General features: G+C 69.2%; 15 protein-coding genes. 5 read left to right on the forward strand and 10 right to left on the reverse strand.

Annotation, left to right across the window (positions count from 1 at the left end):
• Positions 1–24: 24 nt before the first annotated feature.
• Positions 25–597 carry a TetR/AcrR family transcriptional regulator gene (locus M1D55_RS04750; RefSeq protein ID WP_006576971.1) on the forward strand — a complete coding sequence of 191 codons (573 nt, stop codon included), beginning with the start codon at positions 25–27 and terminating at the stop codon, positions 595–597.
• Between the two features lie 27 nt (positions 598–624).
• Here M1D55_RS04750 and M1D55_RS04755 read toward each other — a convergent pair whose 3' ends face one another.
• A complete protein-coding gene (locus tag M1D55_RS04755; RefSeq protein WP_232205182.1) occupies positions 625–1,143 on the reverse strand; it encodes a DUF2938 domain-containing protein in 519 nt (172 codons plus the stop codon).
• Positions 1,136–2,005, reverse strand: a complete 870-nt coding sequence (locus M1D55_RS04760; RefSeq protein WP_456280251.1) for a class I SAM-dependent methyltransferase — start codon at positions 2,003–2,005, stop codon at positions 1,136–1,138. Before M1D55_RS04760 ends, M1D55_RS04755 begins: the two co-directional genes overlap by 8 nt.
• Positions 2,006–2,072: 67 nt before the next feature.
• Between M1D55_RS04760 and M1D55_RS04765 the strand changes: the two genes are divergently transcribed.
• A complete protein-coding gene (locus M1D55_RS04765; protein ID WP_232205180.1) occupies positions 2,073–2,597 on the forward strand; it encodes a helix-turn-helix domain-containing protein in 525 nt (174 codons plus the stop codon).
• Positions 2,598–2,603: 6 nt separating this feature from the next.
• On the opposite strand, the gene M1D55_RS04770 is transcribed toward M1D55_RS04765, so the two are convergent.
• The gene (locus tag M1D55_RS04770; RefSeq protein ID WP_064575268.1) at positions 2,604–4,346 is read right to left on the reverse strand and encodes an ATP-binding cassette domain-containing protein; all 1,743 of its coding nucleotides are present in this window, start codon (positions 4,344–4,346) and stop codon (positions 2,604–2,606) included.
• Between the two features lie 243 nt (positions 4,347–4,589).
• Here M1D55_RS04770 and M1D55_RS04775 point away from each other — a divergent pair, with 243 nt between their 5' ends.
• Both M1D55_RS04775 and M1D55_RS04780 read left to right on the forward strand, forming a co-directional pair.
• Positions 4,590–5,723, forward strand: coding sequence for an alkene reductase (locus M1D55_RS04775; RefSeq protein WP_456280252.1), 1,134 nt, complete (start codon positions 4,590–4,592; stop codon positions 5,721–5,723).
• 64 nt (positions 5,724–5,787) lie between these two features.
• Positions 5,788–6,741 carry a TIGR03571 family LLM class oxidoreductase gene (locus tag M1D55_RS04780; protein ID WP_456280253.1) on the forward strand — a complete coding sequence of 318 codons (954 nt, stop codon included), beginning with the start codon at positions 5,788–5,790 and terminating at the stop codon, positions 6,739–6,741.
• Positions 6,742–6,771: 30 nt separating this feature from the next.
• Here M1D55_RS04780 and M1D55_RS04785 read toward each other — a convergent pair whose 3' ends face one another.
• The 4 genes from M1D55_RS04785 to M1D55_RS04800 are packed head-to-tail and all read right to left on the reverse strand — an operon-like array spanning position 6,772 to position 12,212.
• On the reverse strand, positions 6,772–8,508 hold the full coding sequence (locus M1D55_RS04785; protein WP_456280254.1) for an acetyl/propionyl/methylcrotonyl-CoA carboxylase subunit alpha: 1,737 nt from the start codon (positions 8,506–8,508) through the stop codon (positions 6,772–6,774).
• A 26-nt stretch (positions 8,509–8,534) separates the two neighbouring features.
• On the reverse strand, positions 8,535–10,172 hold the full coding sequence (locus tag M1D55_RS04790; RefSeq protein ID WP_456280255.1) for a 5-oxoprolinase subunit B/C family protein: 1,638 nt from the start codon (positions 10,170–10,172) through the stop codon (positions 8,535–8,537).
• A 25-nt stretch (positions 10,173–10,197) separates the two neighbouring features.
• Positions 10,198–10,953 (reverse strand): LamB/YcsF family protein, encoded by a 756-nt coding sequence (locus tag M1D55_RS04795; protein ID WP_456280256.1) that lies wholly within the window; start codon positions 10,951–10,953, stop codon positions 10,198–10,200.
• A gap of 11 nt (positions 10,954–10,964) precedes the next feature.
• The gene (locus M1D55_RS04800) at positions 10,965–12,212 is read right to left on the reverse strand and encodes an MFS transporter (protein WP_006578163.1); all 1,248 of its coding nucleotides are present in this window, start codon (positions 12,210–12,212) and stop codon (positions 10,965–10,967) included.
• 390 nt (positions 12,213–12,602) lie between these two features.
• Between M1D55_RS04800 and M1D55_RS04805 the strand changes: the two genes are divergently transcribed.
• Positions 12,603–13,271 (forward strand): GntR family transcriptional regulator, encoded by a 669-nt coding sequence (locus M1D55_RS04805; RefSeq protein WP_456280257.1) that lies wholly within the window; start codon positions 12,603–12,605, stop codon positions 13,269–13,271.
• Between the two features lie 27 nt (positions 13,272–13,298).
• Here M1D55_RS04805 and M1D55_RS04810 read toward each other — a convergent pair whose 3' ends face one another.
• The 3 genes from M1D55_RS04810 to M1D55_RS04820 are packed head-to-tail and all read right to left on the reverse strand — an operon-like array spanning position 13,299 to position 16,451.
• Positions 13,299–14,417, reverse strand: a complete 1,119-nt coding sequence (locus M1D55_RS04810; protein ID WP_456280258.1) for a vWA domain-containing protein — start codon at positions 14,415–14,417, stop codon at positions 13,299–13,301.
• Positions 14,405–15,460, reverse strand: coding sequence for a DUF58 domain-containing protein (locus tag M1D55_RS04815; RefSeq protein WP_456280259.1), 1,056 nt, complete (start codon positions 15,458–15,460; stop codon positions 14,405–14,407). The genes M1D55_RS04810 and M1D55_RS04815 overlap by 13 nt, the downstream gene beginning before the upstream one ends.
• Positions 15,438–16,451, reverse strand: coding sequence for an AAA family ATPase (locus tag M1D55_RS04820; protein ID WP_023264310.1), 1,014 nt, complete (start codon positions 16,449–16,451; stop codon positions 15,438–15,440). The genes M1D55_RS04815 and M1D55_RS04820 overlap by 23 nt, the downstream gene beginning before the upstream one ends.
• Positions 16,452–16,466 lie beyond the last annotated feature (15 nt).

A 16,466-nucleotide genomic window follows, 5' to 3' on the forward strand; every position in this document is an offset into this window, starting at 1 on the left:
ACAAAGAATGGATTTCACCTTGTCATGACCGCCGTCCCCGCATCGAACGAAGACAACAGCCGCCTGCTGGCCGCGCTCGCGCTTGCGCTGGTCGACCAGCCGCGCGGCACGCTGCAGGACCTGGCCAAAGCCGTCGGCATCAGCAAGGCCACGCTGTACCGGTTCTGCCGGACACGCGACGAACTGATTTCCCGCCTGATCGACCATGGCGTGCGCGTGCTGGCCGACGTGGTCCAGTGCGCCGAACTGGACGACCCCTCTCCCCTTGACGCACTGCGGCGCCTGAATGCGAACATGATCGAGCAACGCGAGGTGGCGGCGTTCCTGATCTATTACTGGCGGGAGGTGGTTTCCGGCGTCTCGTCGGATTGGCAGACCGACTGGGAGGGCAAGCTGGACGCCTTCTTTCTGCGCGGCCAGCAGCAAGGTGTGTTTCGGATCGACATTACCGCGCAGGCGCTGACCGAAATCTGGGCATCGGTGCTGATCGGCCTGCTCGACGGGGAGCGGCGCGGGCGGATTGCCCGCGCCGGGCTGGCGGGTCTGGCGGAGCGGGCTTTCCTGCAGGGGGCCGGGGTGGCCGCGACGGCCGGTTGATTGGCGTATGTCAGGACGCGGTCGGCGTCATCCCCCGCAGATGCCCGGCAGCAGCCCGTCGAGCAACAGCATCACGTGGGCCGACGCGTACAGGCCAAGGCCGAATACCGCATGGGTGACGAGGCTGCGCAAGCGGGCGACGCCGGGCTTGGGCGTGCGGCGGGCCGCGATGCCGGCGCCCATGCCGGGCTGCATCAGCAGGAAGGGAAACACCACGCTGGCGAGCCCGACGATCAGCGCGGGGCCGAGGGTCGGACGGCAGGCCCACTGCGGTCCCCAGATGGCCAGCAGCGCCGCCGCGAACAGGATGCCGGTCACGTAGTGCGCAGTCCAGCCGATCCAGCGTTCGGCCGGAATCGCCGGCGACTGACCGATTGCCTCGTGTCGAAAACGGCCGCGCGGCATATGGCCCAGCCAACGGCCAACCATGCCGTAGTCCAGCGGCTTCATGCCGAGCCCGACTCGTTGAATCTCGGCCCAAAGGTCCATCGTCAGCGTTGCGCCCGCGCCGATGGCGACGGCCAGCAGCGGCAGCTTGTCATGCATGGCCGTGCTCCTCGCGCGCGCCCGCCGTCGCCTCGACCATCCAGCACGCCGAGGTAAGCCGGACCTCGCCGCCGTCGACGTAGGGTGCGAAGGCCCGCAGCACCGTCGCGACGACGGTGTCCCGCACGTTGGCATCCAGCGTCCCGAACACTCGCCCCAGCGGCCCCACGCTGGTTACGTATCGCTGCAGTTCGCTCGCGGGAAAGGTGCATGCCAGATCGACCGCACGGATGCCGATACCGGCCCATCCGGCGGCCGACAGGATGCCGCCGACCTTGTCGGCATCGGCAAACGCGAATTGCCCGGGCCCGTCGGAGGCGCGCGCCGGCAGCGCGGGCAGCAACGGCGCGGCCGCCTTCTCCGCGGTCGTCATGAATCGGTTCTCGTCAGCGCCGCGCCAGGCAATGAAGCGCAGCGCGGCACCGTCGCGCGCGGCGCGGCGCAGATTGGCGAAGGCGGCGACGGGATCGTCGAAGAACATCACACCGATCCGCGAGATCACCGTATCGAAGCTCGCCCGCGGGAACGCGTATCGCTGCGCATCCGCGCAGAGGAAGCGCGCCGTGGCGCCCTCCCGCTTGGCGCGATGCCGGGCCGCTTCGATCATCGGCTCCGACAGGTCGATGCCGGTGCACCGCCCGCGCTCGCCCAGGTCGCGCGCGACGGCCAGCGTGGTGGCGCCGGTGCCGCAGCCGACGTCCAGCACCTCGGTGCCGCCGCTGTCGCGGACGGCCTGCACGAGCAGCGCCTCCATCGGCTCGAACATCCGGTCCAGCACGTGCTGCGCCGTTACCCATCCCTGTCCGGCCGCACCGTTCCATAGTGCAGCCTGTTCGTCGTAAGCCTGCCGTTTTCCGTCCATCGTCGGCTCCTCGCAGTTGCATTGACCGTTGCATCGATCGTTGCATTGATCGTCCATGCGAGCCATCATGGCACTTCAAGTCAACTTGAAGTCAAGGGCTGCCGACATGGACATTGCAGAAGTCGCGCAACGATCTGGCGTTCCCGCCTCCACGCTGCGCTTCTATGAGGAAAAGGGACTGATCGCGTCGGTCGGCAGGCGCGGATTGCGCCGGCTGTTCGAGCCGGCCGTGCTGGATCGGCTGGCGCTGATCGCGCTGGGCCGTGCCGCCGGGTTCTCGCTGGATGAGATTTCGCTGATGTTCGCCAGCGACGGCCGGCCACGGATCGACCGCGCACGGCTCGCCGCCAAGGCGGACGAGCTGGATCGCACGATCCGCCGGCTGACCGCGATGCGCGACGGGCTGCGGCATGCCGCGGTGTGCCCGGCGCCGAGCCACCTGGAGTGTCCGACGTTCCGGCGCATGCTGCGCGCGGCGGCGGCCGGTGCGCTGGGGGGCAGCACAGCGGAAGGTCCGGCGCGCGGGCGGGCCGCCGCCATGCGAACCGGGATCGCTAAACCCCGGACATCCGGGCGCCGGAAGGATGCTTGAATCGATTCAATGCGCCCGCCTGGCCAGCACCTCGTCGCGCGGGCCGGCATCGACGACCTTTCCGCCCTCCATTACGACGACGGAATCGAACCGCGCCAGCAGGCTCGGCCGATGGACCGAGGCGACGATGCAGGCCGACGGAAAGGCGGCGTGCATGCGGTCGAACACGCGAGCCTCGGCCTGCGGGTCGAGCGCGCTGGTCGGCTCGTCAAGCAGCAGCAGCGAGCTTCCCTGCGCCGCGAGCGCGCCGCGGGCGAGCGCCAGCCGCTGCCGCTGACCGCCGGACAGGTTGCCGCCGCGCTCGTTGATGGCGCTGGCGAGGCCATCGGGAAGGCGGTGCAATACCTCGTCGAATCCGCCCGTATGCACGGCGCCGCCCAGCGCCGACGCATCGACCGGCAGGCCGAAGGTCAGATTCTCCTCGACGCTCGCCTCGAATACCTCGGCCTCCTGCGGAATCAGCGTGGCCAGCGTACGCAGCTCGGTCCAGCCGACTGCCGCGCCGTCGCGCCGCAGTTCGCCGTGCTGCGGTTGATAGAGACCGGCGAGCGTCCGCAGCAGCGTGCTCTTGCCTCCGCCGCTTGGGCCGATCAGGGCCACGCGCGCGCCACGCCGCAGCACCAGGTCGATGCCGTGCAGTCCACCGCGGGAACCGTCGGCATAGTGCACGGTGGCGCCGCGCAATTCCAGCGTCTGCCACGGCGCATCGGGCACCACGGCCGGCACCACGGCGTCCGGATCGCCGGGGGCGTCCCAGATCGGCTCGGCGCTGCCGTAGTCGGTGTGCATCCGCGCGAAGCTCTGGAAGTTCGCGGCCATCGAACCGACGACCGAGGCGGCCTGCTGCGCGTACTGGTAGATCATGAAGACGGTGCCCAGCGCCACCGCCTGCCCCGGCGAGCGCTCCTGCAGCACGTACATCACCACCAGGATCCAGGTCAGTCCCATGCCGAGCAGGTCCACGGCGAACCACTTGCCTTCGTTGACCATGACCGCACGACGCAGCGGCGCCATCACGGCCGCCATCCTGCGGCCGAGCAACTTGCGCGAGGCCGCCTGCAGGCGCAGCCCGATCACCGTACCGGCGTTGCCGACAAAGTCGAGCAACGCCGCGGCATAGCGGCGCTCGGCATCGTTCTCGGCGCGGGCCAGCTGCATCAGCGTGCGGTCGAAGCGCAGGATGATCAGCGCGATCACCACGTAGCCGGTGACGGCGATCAGGCCGCTGGTGCGCGAGAGCAACGTCAGCGCGACCAGCGGACCGACGAAGTTGAAGGCGTTCTGCAGGTAGACGAACTGGTTCTGCGCGAAGTCCGACAGCGCGCGGCTGGACTGCACCACGCGGTGCTGCAACTCGCCGGAATGCCGGCCATCGCGCCAGGCCAGCGGCGCGGCGGCGATGCGCGCATAGAGCTGGTCGCCCAGCCGCTCGCGTACGCGGACGCCGACGTTGCGCTCGAGCACGCGGCCCGGGCCGTGCAGCAGCCACGAAAGCAGATAGACGCCGATCAGATAAAGAATCCAGCGGCCGGCCGTGGCGAGGCTGTCCTGCTGCAGCGCGTTGATCGCCTGGGCGGCCAGCCACGGCATCGTCAGCCGCAGCAGCTGCGCGGCGGCGAGCAGCGCCGTGGCGCCGATCAAATGAAGCCGCACGCCGCTCGCATGACGCCACAGCGCGCGATACAGGTCGCGCGCCGCGCCTGCGAGGCCGATGGCCGGTGGCCGGGAGGTGGAGTTCGACTCCGTCATGCAGTCCTCATCGTCTTGTTCGGTGTCTTCAAGGTCTTCAGATGCGACGCCGCCTGATCGGCGGCCCGGACGAAGGATACCGCCGCGCATTTGCCGAAGCACGCATGACCCTTGACCCCGGCGCAAGAATCATTTGCCGGTCACCGGGTTTTTCCGAACGGACGCGTTGCCCACAATGGCCTCATCGCGGCATAGGCATGGCCCACCGCCACGCCGATCCGCAACCGTAACCGAGAGGAACCCATGCTGTTTACGCCCTACCGCTTTGGCAAGCTGACCACCGAAAACCGTATCGTGATGCCGCCGATGACGCGTTCGCGCGCCGGCGATGGCGGCGTGGCGACCGACCTGATGGCCGAGTACTACCGGCAGCGCGCCTCGGCCGGCCTGATCATTTCCGAAGGCACGCAGATCAGCCAGCAGGGCCAGGGCTACGCGTGGACGCCGGGCATCCACACGCCGGAACAGGTGGCCGGCTGGCGCAAGGTCACCGACGCGGTGCACGCCGCCGGCGGCATCATGTTCGCCCAGCTCTGGCACGTCGGCCGCGTGTCGCACACCTCGCTGCAGCCCGGCAATGCGGCTCCCGTGTCGTCGTCCGCGCTGGTGGCCGAAGGGGTCAAGGTATTCGTCGATGTGGAAGGCAAGGGGCCGGCCGGCGGCGCCGGCGAGATGGTGCAGCACTGCGCGCCGCGCGCGCTGACGGTCCCCGAGATCCACGGCATCGTTGCCGACTACGCGCAAGCTGCGCGAAACGCGCTGGACGCTGGCTTCGACGGCGTCGAGCTGCACGGGGCCAACGGCTACCTGATCAATCAGTTCATCGATTCGCAGGCCAACGCGCGCACCGACGAATACGGCGGCTCGCTGCACAACCGGCTGCGCTTTCTGAAGGAGGTCGCGCAGGCCGTCACCGATGTCGTCGGCAAGGACCGCATCGGCGTGCGCCTGGCCCCGCTGACGACACTGCAGGGCGCGGTCGACGATACGCCCGAGGCCACCTATCTGGCGGCCGCCCACGCGCTCGGCAAGATCGGCGTCGCGTACATCCACATCGCCGAGGCCGACTGGGAAGACGCGCCGGTGATGCCTGCCGCGTTCAAGGAGGCGCTGCGCGAGGTCTATCCCGGCACGCTGATCTATTCGGGCAACTACGACAAGGCGCGCGCGGAGGAAGCGCTTGCCAGGGGCTGGGCCGACCTGATCGGGTTTGGCCGCAGCTTTATCGGCAATCCCGACCTGCCCTACCGCCTGCGCCACGACCTGCCGCTCAACCCGGGCAATCGGGCCCACTACTTCGGCGGTGGCGCCGCGGGCTATACCGATTACCCGAAATACGCGGTCAGCGCGGTCAGCACGGTCAGCGCGGCCACCTGACCCGGCGGCCCTTCTTCGACTCAGCATGGAAGGCGGGCCCGCATGCCCGCCTGGAGGATCTGCCATGTCGGCATTGCACACACTGACCGCAGGCGGCTTCAGCATCGGCGTGGAGCTGCCCCTGGACAACGACTGGTCGCCGGCGGGCCAGGTGGCGCGCCAGCGCGACGGACGTCTGCCGGGTGAACCCGATCTGTCGGAGCACCGCGCGCTGGCCCAACTGGCGGATCGCGCCGGCTTTCGCGCGCTATGGGTGCGCGACGTGCCGCTGTACGATCCGCACTTCGGCGACGCCGCGCAGGTCTTCGAGGCCTTCTCCTATCTCGGCTACCTGGCCGGCATCACCGAGCGCATCCTGCTCGGCACGGCGGCCATCGTGCTGCCGCTGCGAGACCCGCATCTGACGCTGAAGTCCGCGACGACGATCGACCAGCTGAGCAACGGCCGGCTGCTGCTCGGCGTGGCCAGCGGCGATCGGCCCGTGGAATATCCGATCTTCGGCCGCGACTTCGATCAGCGCGGCGAACACTTCCGCGAGCACGTGGCGCTGCTGCGCGACGGCGCCGCCGGACTGCCGAACGGCATCGCGTTATTGCCGCGCGCCACCGGTCCGCTGCCCTTGCTGGTCGCCGGACTCGCGCAGCAGACGCCGAGCTGGGCCGGACAGCATATGGACGGCTGGCTGGCCTATCCCGGGACGCCGCAGGACCATGTCCGCCGCAGCGCGCGATGGCGCGAGGTTGCCGGCGACAAGCCGTACATCAGCTTCATCCATCTGGATCTGCTGGCCGACCCGGATGCCCCGATGCAGCGGCACCGCTTTGGCGGTGCGGTCGGCCGCCATGGCCTGATCGAGGAGCTGCACGCGATGCGCGAGGCCGGCGTCCACCATGTCGGCCTGCATTTCCGGCGCAACCAGCGGCCGGTACGCGACGCGATGGAGGAAATTGCCGCCTACGTGCTGCCGCATTTCCATGCGGACGCCGAGCGGCCGGTCACGGACGCAAAGGCGGCATGACGCGACCGCGGCCGGGCCGTGCAAGCCCGCTCAGGCAATCTCGGCCAGCCGCGCGCCCGCGGCCAGGAACGTCCCGGCGCCCGCCTGCCACGCGACACGTCCGTCTCGATGCGCGTGGACCTGCATCTCCATCTTCATCGCTTCCATCACGGCGATCAGATCGCCTTCCTTGACCTCGTCGCCGAGCGCGACCTTCCACGCCTGCACCGTGCCGGCGATGGGCGATGGCAGTTCGGCGGGGTTGCTCGCGGACACCTCGGCCCCCGCGGTACCTTCGACAGCGGAGCCGGCCGGCGCGTCTGCCAGACCGCGCAGCAGTTGAGCCGGCAAGCCCAGCACCATGCGGCGGCCGTCGACCTCGACAGCCGTGCGCAGCAGGCCGTCGTCCTGCTGCGGTTCGGCACGCGCCGCCGCGGCCAGCGGCTCGGCGAAGTCCGACTCGATCCAGCGCGTATGGACGTTGAAGCCGTCGCTGCCGACGAAATCGGCATGATCGATCACGGCGCGATGGAACGGCAGCACCGATGCCACGCCCTCGATGCGGAATTCGCGCAGCGCGCGGCGGGCACGCGCCAGCGCCTGTTCGCGCGTGGCACCGGTCACGATCAGCTTGGCCATCAGCGAATCGAAGGTCCCCGGCACCACCGAGCCGGCCTGCACGCCGGAATCGACGCGCACGCCCGGGCCGGACGGCGCGTCGAAGCGCCGCACCGGCCCAGGCGTGGGCAGGAAGCCGCGGCCCACGTCCTCGGCATTGATGCGGAACTCGATCGCATGGCCGAGCGGCGCGGGCGTTGCGGTGATCGACAGCGGCAGGCCATCGGCCACGCGCAATTGCTCGACCACCAGGTCGACGCCAGTGGTCTGTTCGGTCACCGGGTGTTCGACCTGCAGCCGCGTGTTGACCTCGAGGAACGAGATCGCGCCGCTGGCGCTGAGCAGGAATTCCACCGTACCGGCGCTGGTGTATTCCGCGGCCGCGCAGATGTCGCGCGCCGCGGCGTGGATGCGCTCGCGTTGCTCATCGCTGAGGAACGGCGCGGGAGCCTCCTCAACCAGCTTCTGGTTCCGGCGCTGCAGCGAGCAGTCGCGCGTGCCGAGCACCACCACATTGCCATGCCGATCGGCGAGGACCTGCGCCTCGATATGGCGCGGCCTGTCGAGGAACTGCTCGACGAAACACTCGCCGCGGCCGAAGGCGGTGACCGCCTCGCGCACCGCGGAGGCATAGAGTTCCTCGACCTCGTCCATGCGCCAGGCGATCTTCATGCCGCGGCCACCGCCGCCGAACGCCGCCTTGATGATGATCGGCAGGCCGTGCTGCTCCGCAAACGCCAGCACCTCGTTGGCGTCGGCGACGGGTTCGGGCGTGCCGGCGACCAGCGGTGCGCCGACGCGCAGCGCGATCTTGCGCGCTTCGACCTTGTCGCCGAGCCGCGCGATCGTGGCCGGCGACGGGCCGATCCAGGTCAGGCCGGCATCGATGACGGCCTGCGCGAAGGCCTCGCTTTCCGACAGGAAGCCGTAGCCGGGATGCACGGCATCGGCGCCGCTGCGGCGCGCGATGTCCAGCAGCTTGGCGATGTTCAGATAGGTATCGGCGGGACGGTCGCCGTCGAGGCCGTAAGCCTCGTCGGCCAGGCGCGCGTGCATCGCGTCGATATCGGCGTTGGCATACACCGCCACCGAGCCGACACCGTAGTCGGCGCAGGCGCGAATGATGCGGACGGCAATCTCGCCACGGTTGGCAATCAGGACTTTCTTCATCGCGAGTTTCGGTAAAAGGCGCCGGCTCAGTCGGCAGATGGTGGCAGTTCCTGGAACGGGCCGATCGGGTTGAACCGCAGCCAGGCGCCGACCGGAATCTGACCGGCACGGTCCAGATGGTGAGGCGCCACGGCGCCGATCACCGGATAGCCGCCGGTCAGCGGATGGTCGGCCAGGAACAGGATCGGCTGCCCGCTGGGCGGCACCTGCAGCGCGCCCAGTGCGGTGCCTTCGCTGGGCAGTTCGCCGGTGATGGCGCGTTCCAGCGGCATCTCTCCGGCCAGCCGCAGGCCGACGCGGTTGGACTGCGGCGTGACCTGCCAACGCTGCGCGGCCAGCCGCGCGACGGACTCGGGGGTGAACCAGTCGGTGCGCGGGCCCAGCACGACGTCGAGCACCACGTCCTGTTCGACCGTCGGCAGATCGGCCGCGGGCTCTTCCGGCATGCCGACCACGGCGCCCGGCGGCGCGGGCAGGACACCCAGCCGATCGCCGACGGCCAACGGCGCGGGACCGATGCCGGCCAACGTGTCGGTCGCGCAGCTGCCAAGCACCGGCGCCATGGCAAAGCCACCACGTACCGCCACATAACAGCGGGCGCCGGCGACCGGCTGGCCGACGCTCAACGTGTCGCCATCGGCCAGGGCCACGGCCTGATGCGTCGGCACCCGCCACTGGCGGCCATCGACCGCCCGCACGGTCAGCGGCGCATCGGCACCGGTCACGGCCAGCACGGTCTCGCCCTGGCTCTGCAGCTGCAGACCGCCGCCGACGGTTTCCAGCCCGGCGACGTCGCTGCGATTGCCGACCAGACGGTTGGCCATCCTCAGTGCGGTCTGGTCCAATGCGCCCGAGGCCGACACGCCCTGCCCGGCCTGGCCGGGGCGGCCGAGGTCCTGGAATACGGTCTGCAATCCGGTGCCCTTGACCTTCAGCGCCGCGGCGCGAGCGCATTCGCGTTGCGAGCCCTGCAAGCCCTGCGGGCCCTGCGCACCTGAAGCGGGCGCGGGGTCGTGCAGGGACGTCATGCGGCTCTGCGCGGCATCGTCCAGCGTCGCGATATCGACAAAGCGCACCCGATATCCGGGCTGCAGCAGCGCGGGCGGCTCTCGATCAAGATTCCACATCGCCACCGGCGTGGTGCCGATGATCTGCCAGCCGCCGGGACTGGCCTTCGGGTAGACGCCGCTGAAGGTCCCGGCCAGACCCACGGCCCCGGCCGGAATCCGCGTGCGCGGCGTATGGCGGCGCGGCACGTCCAGCGAAGGATGGCCGCCGCTCAGGTAGGCGAAGCCCGGCGCGAAGCCGGTGAACGCGACCGTGTATTCGCTGCCGGTATGGCGGCGCACGACCTCGTCGGTGGTAATGCCAAGCCGCTGCGCGACCTCGGCCAGGTCCTCGCCGTCATAGCGGACCGGGATCTCGATCAGCGTACGGCTGCGCGCGACGCGCCGCGACAGGTCGCGCGCGGCGATCGCGCGGACCAGCGCGGCGGCGTTGGTGGCCCAGGGGCGGTAGTGCACGAGAATCGTGCGCGCGGCCGGCACCAGCTCGGCCACGCCGGTCAACGGATCGCGCTGCAGCGAGGCCAGCAGCGCCAGCGTCTGCTCCAGGTCGGCCAGCTCGACCAGCAGCGCATTCGTGGAAACGGGCAGGAAACGCAAGATGATCTCCGGATGCGATCCGCGCTCAGGCGAACGCGGACACCTTCACGCCATCGCGTTCCAGCGCCTCGCGCACGGCGCGTGCCATCTCCAGCGCGCCCTCGCTGTCGCCATGCACGCAGATCGATTGCGCCTCGACCCGCGCCACGCTGCCCTCGATGGCGACCACCGTGCCTTCCCGCACCAGGCGCAACATCCGCTGTGCGACCTCGCCGGCATCGTGCAGCACCGCGCCCGGTTCCCGGCGGGAGACCAACGTGCCCTGCGGCGTATAGGCGCGATCGGCGAAGGCCTCCGCGACGACGCGCAGGCCGGCATCGCGCGCCCAGCCCACCAGCGGCGAGCCGGCCAGCGCGACCAGCACCAGTTCGGGGTCGACCGCGCGGATGGCTGCGATCACGTCGCGCGCCTGGCGCTCGTCGCTGGCGATGGTGTTGTACAGCGCGCCATGCGGCTTGACGTAGCGCACCGTCGTGCCGACCGTCGCCGCCATGCCGGCCAGCGCGCCGATCTGATAGATGACGTCAGCAATCAGGTCCTCGCTGGCCACGTCCATGTTGCGGCGGCCGAAGCCCTGCAGGTCGGGATACGAGACATGCGCGCCCACCGCGACACCGCGCGCCGCGGCGGCCTTCAGCGTGCGCAGGATGCCGGCCGGATCGCCAGCGTGGAAGCCGCAGGCCACGTTGGCGCTGCTGACGATGTCGAGCATCGCCGCATCGCTGCCCATGCGCCAGGCGCCGAAGCTCTCGCCGAGATCGCTGTTCAGATCGATTTGCATGGCGTCGGACCTCAATGCGCGGGCTCGGCTTCGCCGACCAGTTCGCGCCCTTGGGTCTCGGGCAGCAGCAGGCAGGCGAGCACGACCAGTCCATAGGCGCCGGCCGCGAGATAGCCGATCGCGACACCGAGCGACATCGTGGCCCCCATATGTCCGATCAGCGCCGGGAACACGGAGCCGACCGCACGCCCGAAGTTGTAGCAGAAGCCTTGTCCGGAACCGCGGATATGGCTCGGATAGAGCTCCGTCAGGTAAGCACCCATGCCGGAGAAGATGCCCGACAGGAAGAAGCCCAGCGGAAAGCCCAGCACCAGCATCGCCGCATCGGTAATCGGCAACTGCGTGTAGCAGATCACCAGGATGGCCGCGCTGACCGCGAACAGCATGAAGCACCGGCGGCGGCCCAGGTGGTCGGACAGCCAGGCGCTGGTCAGGTAACCGGCGAAGGAGCCGGCGATCAGCACCATCAGGTAGCCGCTGGTGTTCAGCACCGACAGGTTGCGCTCCATCTTCAGGTAAGTCGGCAGCCAGGTCGTCACCGAGTAGTAGGCGCCCTGCATGCCGGTGGCCAGCAGGCTCGCCAGCACGGTCACGCGCAGCACGCCCGGCTTGAAGATCAGCATGAAGTTGTTGCTCTGCCCGGTGGCGGCGAGCTTCGCCTTGGTCTCGCGATACACCTCGGGCTCGCTGATATTGCGGCGGATATAGAGGATGAAGACCGCCGGCAGCACGCCGATCCAGAACAGCACGCGCCAGGCGTATTGCTGCTCGAAGACCGCGTAGACCGCCCAGAAGGCGATGGCCGACAGGCCCCAGCCGACGGCCCAGCTGCTCTGCACCAGGCCGACGGCCTTGCCGCGATGGCGGGCGCGGATCATCTCGGCGATCAGCACCGAGCCGACCGACCATTCGCCGCCAAAGCCCAGGCCCTGCAGCATCCGCGTCACGAACAGCTGCTCGGACGACTGGGTGAAGCCGCTGAGGAAGGTGAAGAAGCTGAACCACAGCACGGTCAGCTGCAGCACGCGCACGCGGCCGTACCTGTCGGCCAGGATGCCGGCCAGCCAGCCGCCGATCGCCGAACTGATCAGCGCGCCGGTCGCGATATAGCCGGCCTCGGCCTTGGTCATGCCCCACACCAGGATGAAGGTGGGGATCATGAACGTGTAGATCATGTAGTCGAAGGCATCGACCCCATAGCCGACGAAGGCGGCAAAGAGCGTCTTGCGCTCTGCCTGCGTTGTTTCTTTAAGCCACATGGTTGCGCTCACTTGGGATAACGGCGAAACGTGGGATGCTCGTCGCGCTGTCTTCACGACCCTGCTGCGACGGCGTCGAGGCAGTGAGCGGACCATCGAAACAGCCGCCCCTCCACCGCAGCGCTGTTTAGCAAGGCACGTGCCATGTTGATATATATGCACGTATTACTCAACCACCGTGGCTATATTGTTCAACAATCATCCGACAGGATCGATTCTGGTATACACCTAGCCGCACCCAGGCCAGCGGCGCAGCACCAATCAGGGGCATTTTGTTGAACAAAGGTGGGGTAACATCGCGCGAAATCCGGGCACGCGTGCGGCGGGGTGCGGGCGCGCCCGCCGCGCCTCCCGATTCCCCAGCCGGACGACCGGTCCCTTGCAGCCAACATGACAACCAGTTCCGACGTAAAAAACCTGGCCGACCGGGTCACCGAGCAGATTCGCCAGCGCATCCTGCATGGCGACTTCGCGCCGGGGCAGCGGCTTTCCGAGGCCGCGCTGAGCGAAAGCCTGCAGATCTCCCGCAACACGCTGCGCGAGACGTTCCGCGTGCTGACCAAGGAAGGCCTGCTCAAGCACGAGCCGAACCGCGGCGTCGCGGTGGCCATTCCGAGCATCGCGGCGATCATCGACATCTACCGGGTTCGCCGCCTGATCGAATGCCAGGCAATCGCGCAGGCCTACCCCAGCCATCCGGCGCGCAAGCACATGCGGCAAGCGGTCGAAACGGGGTTGCAATGCCGCGACCGCGGCGACTGGCAGGGGGCAGGCACCGCCAACATGGAGTTCCACATGGCCATCGTGGAACTGGCCGACAGCGAACGGCTGAACGTGATGTTCTCCCACCTGCTGGCGGAGCTGCGGCTGGCATTCGGCATGCTGCAGGATCCGGAATTCCTGCACGGCCCTTACGTCGAGATGAACCAGCAGATCCTGCAGCTGTTCGAGTCGGGCAAGCTTGCCGAGTGCGCGACGGCGCTGAACGACTATCTGGTGCAGTCCGAGCGCATCGTGCTGTCGGCCTGCGCCCGGCATCCGATCTTCAAGGGGCGCTGAAGGTGCGCCGATGGCGCAGCCGCGCCGCTACATCACGCGCCCGAACCACCACAGCGACAGCAGCGCCGCCCCGGCGGCCAGCACCGCGCCGAGCGCGGCGAACAGCGCGGTGATTTCCGCCTGCTCGGTCTTGCCGAGCGTCAGCTTCGCGTTGATCGCGCGATAGACCTGCTTCAGCCTGGCGGCATCCTCGAGCCGGAAGTATTCGGCCCCGGTGATATTGGCGACCTCCTTCAGTACCGCCTCGTCCAGCTTGACGCGTGCCGACCAGCCGTCGGCGGACAGTACGACGCCCTGGGTCGTGCCCACGCCCACGGTAAAGACGCGCACGCCGTAGGTGGCCGCCAGTTCGGCGGCCTGCACCGCGGTCGGGCCGGCGTTGCTTTCCCCATCGGAGAACACGACGATCGCACCGGCCGCATAGGTCCCCGGACCAGCGGGGGCCTCGGGGTCGGCGGAATTCGCTGCCCCCTGCGCCGGACCCGGCGCGCCGAACGGGCTGCCCGGTGGTCCGCCCTTTTTCAGCGGCGAGGCGTCGCCCTCCATCAGGCGCGCGGCATCCTCGGTCGCCTGCGGGCGCAGCGCCGTCAGCGCGATCAGCAGCCCGTTGCCCAGCGCGGTGCCGCCCTGCGGCTGCAGGCGGTCGATCGCCGTGGCCACGTCCTGCTTCCTGCGGCTCGGCGCCTGGGCGACGGCCGATGTCCCCGCCATCGCGACAAGGCCAACGCTGACGCCCGCAGGCTTGGCCTCCAGCAGCCCTTTGGCGGCGTGCTGAGCGGCGCGCAGCCGGTTCGGCTGAACGTCCTTCGCGCGCATGCTGCCCGACAGGTCGATGATCAGCATCACAGTCTCGATGCGGGACGGCAGCACCATCAGCGCATGCGGGCGGGAGATCGCAACGATCAATGCCGTCAGCGCAAGCAGGATCAGCACCGGGGACACGTGCCGGCGCCAGCCCGCGACACTGCGGTTGGCGAAGCCGACCGTCTTCAGCGCCGGATAGTGGGCCGCCGTTCGCCGCCGGCGCGCGTCCAGCCACAGGTAGGCCAGGGCCAGCAATGGAATCAGCGCGAGCAACCACAGCATCCTGGGCCACAGGAAGCTGATGGCGGGCAGCCGGCTGATCGCGTCGCTTACGCCGTCCATGCGGCCCCCTGCTTCACTGCCGCCTTCGATGCACCCTTCACCGTCCCCTTCGCCGTGCCCTTCGCCGTGCCCTGCCGGTGACGGCGCTGCCGCGAAAAATCCAGCAGCGCCAGGTCCAGGCGCGCGTCGGTCGACAGCGTCAGGCAATCGACGCCGGCGCGTGCGAACCCCAGCCGCAGTTCTTCCTCGCGCGCCTGCGCGGCCGCCAGGAAGCGCTTGCGAAAGGCCGGATCATGCGTATCGACGAACATCTGCTCGCCGGTCTCGGCGTCCTGCAGCACCAGCAAACCCAGGTCGGGCAAGGCTTGCTCCAGTGGATCGACCAGCCGCACCGCAATGACCTCATGACGCCTGGCCAGCGTCGCCAGCGAAGCCTGCCAGCCCGGGTCGCTGATGAAATCCGAGACGACGAACAGAACCGAACGGCGCCGGGCCACCGCCCGCGCATGGTCGAGCAGGCCGCGCAGCCGGGTGTGGCCGGGCGAGGCGGCGGGCGTCGCATGCATGCGGTCGAGCAGATGCAGCAGCTGCCGGCGACCGGCGCGCGCCGGCACCACCGACGCCGTCATGTCGGCCGCGCCGTTGTAGAGCACGGCGCCGACGCGGTTGCCATAGCGCGTCAGCAGCAGCGCCATCACGGTGGTGAAGTCGCTCAGCAGATCGCGCTTGCGGACCTCGCCCGAGCCGAACTCGACGGAGCCGCTCAGATCGAGCAGAAACCAGACCGCGATCTCGCGATCCTCCTGGAACATGCGCACATGCGGCGTCTGCAGCCGCGCGGTCACGTTCCAGTCGATGTGGCGGACGTCGTCGCCGGCCTGGTACTCGCGCAGGTCGGCCAGGTCCAGTCCGAAGCCGCGAAACAGCGTCCGGTAGTCGCCCTGCAGCATGCCGTCGAGGCGCCGCACGACGGTCCACTCCATCCGGCGCAGCAAGGCGTCGGTACGGCTGGCGGCGACCCCGCGCGGCGCGCCCCGCGTGGTGGCCTTGTCGGAGGCGGGGTCCGGGCCGGACCGGCGCCTAGCGCGCAGCCGCCCGAACATGGGATTCCAGCGGACGCTCGGGCACCGGCATCGCCTGCACGATGCGGCCGATCAACGCATCGGCGGTGACGCCGTCGGACATGGCCTCGTAGGACAGCGACAGCCGGTGGCGCAACACGTCCGGCACCAGGTCGATGACGTCTTCCGGCACCGCATAGTGCCGGCCGCGCAGCAGCGCCAGCGCACGCGCGCCTTCGATCAGGCCGATGGTCGCGCGCGGACTGGCACCGAAGGTCACGTAGCGGTCCAGATCGTCGAGCCCGTAGCTGGCCGGCCGGCGCGTGGCCGACACCACGCGCACCGCGTACTGGATCAGTCCCGGATCGACATAGACGTTGCGGCATTCCTGCTGCAGCTCGGCCAGCTGCTCCGGCGTGGCGACCGGGCTTACGTCGATCCGCGGACCGGTGACGCGATTGACGATCACGACCTCCTCGTCCTCGCTCGGATAGCCGACCAGCACCTTCATCATGAAGCGGTCGACCTGCGCCTCCGGCAGCGGATAGGTGCCCTCGGTCTCGATCGGGTTCTGCGTAGCCATGACCAGGAAGGGCATCGGCACCCGGTGGGTCTCGCCGGCGATCGTTACCTGCTTTTCCTGCATCACCTCGAGCAGGGCGCTCTGGACCTTGGCCGGCGCGCGGTTGATCTCGTCGGCCAGCAGCAGGTTGGCGAAGACCGGCCCGCGCACCGTGGAGAACTCGCCGGTGCCCTGGTGATACATCCGCGTGCCGACCAGATCGGCGGGCAGCAAGTCCGGGGTGAACTGGATCCGCTTGAACGTTCCGCGCATGGTTCTGGCCAGCGTGTTGACGGTCAGCGTCTTCGCCAGCCCGGGCACGCCCTCCACCAGCAGATGGCCGCCGGCAAGAATCGCCACCAGCACCCGTTCGAGAAAGTGGTCCTGTCCCACCACCACGCGCTTGACCTCGTACAGCAGGCGTTCCATCAGGTTGGCGGTCTCGATGGCGTCCCGGGCTTGGTCGTTCATGGGCCTGTCGCTCCG

Source organism: Cupriavidus sp. JZ107, assembly GCF_053903255.1.

Coding starts and splice junctions, on each gene's coding strand:
- M1D55_RS04755 (WP_232205182.1), bottom strand. CDS start 1,143: ATGCATGACAAGCTGCCGCTGCTGGCCGTCGCCATCGGCGCGGGCGCA.
- M1D55_RS04770 (WP_064575268.1), bottom strand. CDS start 4,346: ATGACGGAGTCGAACTCCACCTCCCGGCCACCGGCCATCGGCCTCGCA.
- M1D55_RS04750 (WP_006576971.1), top strand. CDS start 25: ATGACCGCCGTCCCCGCATCGAACGAAGACAACAGCCGCCTGCTGGCC.
- M1D55_RS04815 (WP_456280259.1), bottom strand. CDS start 15,460: ATGTTCGGGCGGCTGCGCGCTAGGCGCCGGTCCGGCCCGGACCCCGCC.
- M1D55_RS04795 (WP_456280256.1), bottom strand. CDS start 10,953: ATGCAAATCGATCTGAACAGCGATCTCGGCGAGAGCTTCGGCGCCTGG.
- M1D55_RS04780 (WP_456280253.1), top strand. CDS start 5,788: ATGTCGGCATTGCACACACTGACCGCAGGCGGCTTCAGCATCGGCGTG.
- M1D55_RS04760 (WP_456280251.1), bottom strand. CDS start 2,005: ATGGACGGAAAACGGCAGGCTTACGACGAACAGGCTGCACTATGGAAC.
- M1D55_RS04800 (WP_006578163.1), bottom strand. CDS start 12,212: ATGTGGCTTAAAGAAACAACGCAGGCAGAGCGCAAGACGCTCTTTGCC.
- M1D55_RS04765 (WP_232205180.1), top strand. CDS start 2,073: ATGGCACTTCAAGTCAACTTGAAGTCAAGGGCTGCCGACATGGACATT.
- M1D55_RS04805 (WP_456280257.1), top strand. CDS start 12,603: ATGACAACCAGTTCCGACGTAAAAAACCTGGCCGACCGGGTCACCGAG.
- M1D55_RS04820 (WP_023264310.1), bottom strand. CDS start 16,451: ATGAACGACCAAGCCCGGGACGCCATCGAGACCGCCAACCTGATGGAA.
- M1D55_RS04775 (WP_456280252.1), top strand. CDS start 4,590: ATGCTGTTTACGCCCTACCGCTTTGGCAAGCTGACCACCGAAAACCGT.
- M1D55_RS04785 (WP_456280254.1), bottom strand. CDS start 8,508: ATGAAGAAAGTCCTGATTGCCAACCGTGGCGAGATTGCCGTCCGCATC.
- M1D55_RS04810 (WP_456280258.1), bottom strand. CDS start 14,417: ATGGACGGCGTAAGCGACGCGATCAGCCGGCTGCCCGCCATCAGCTTC.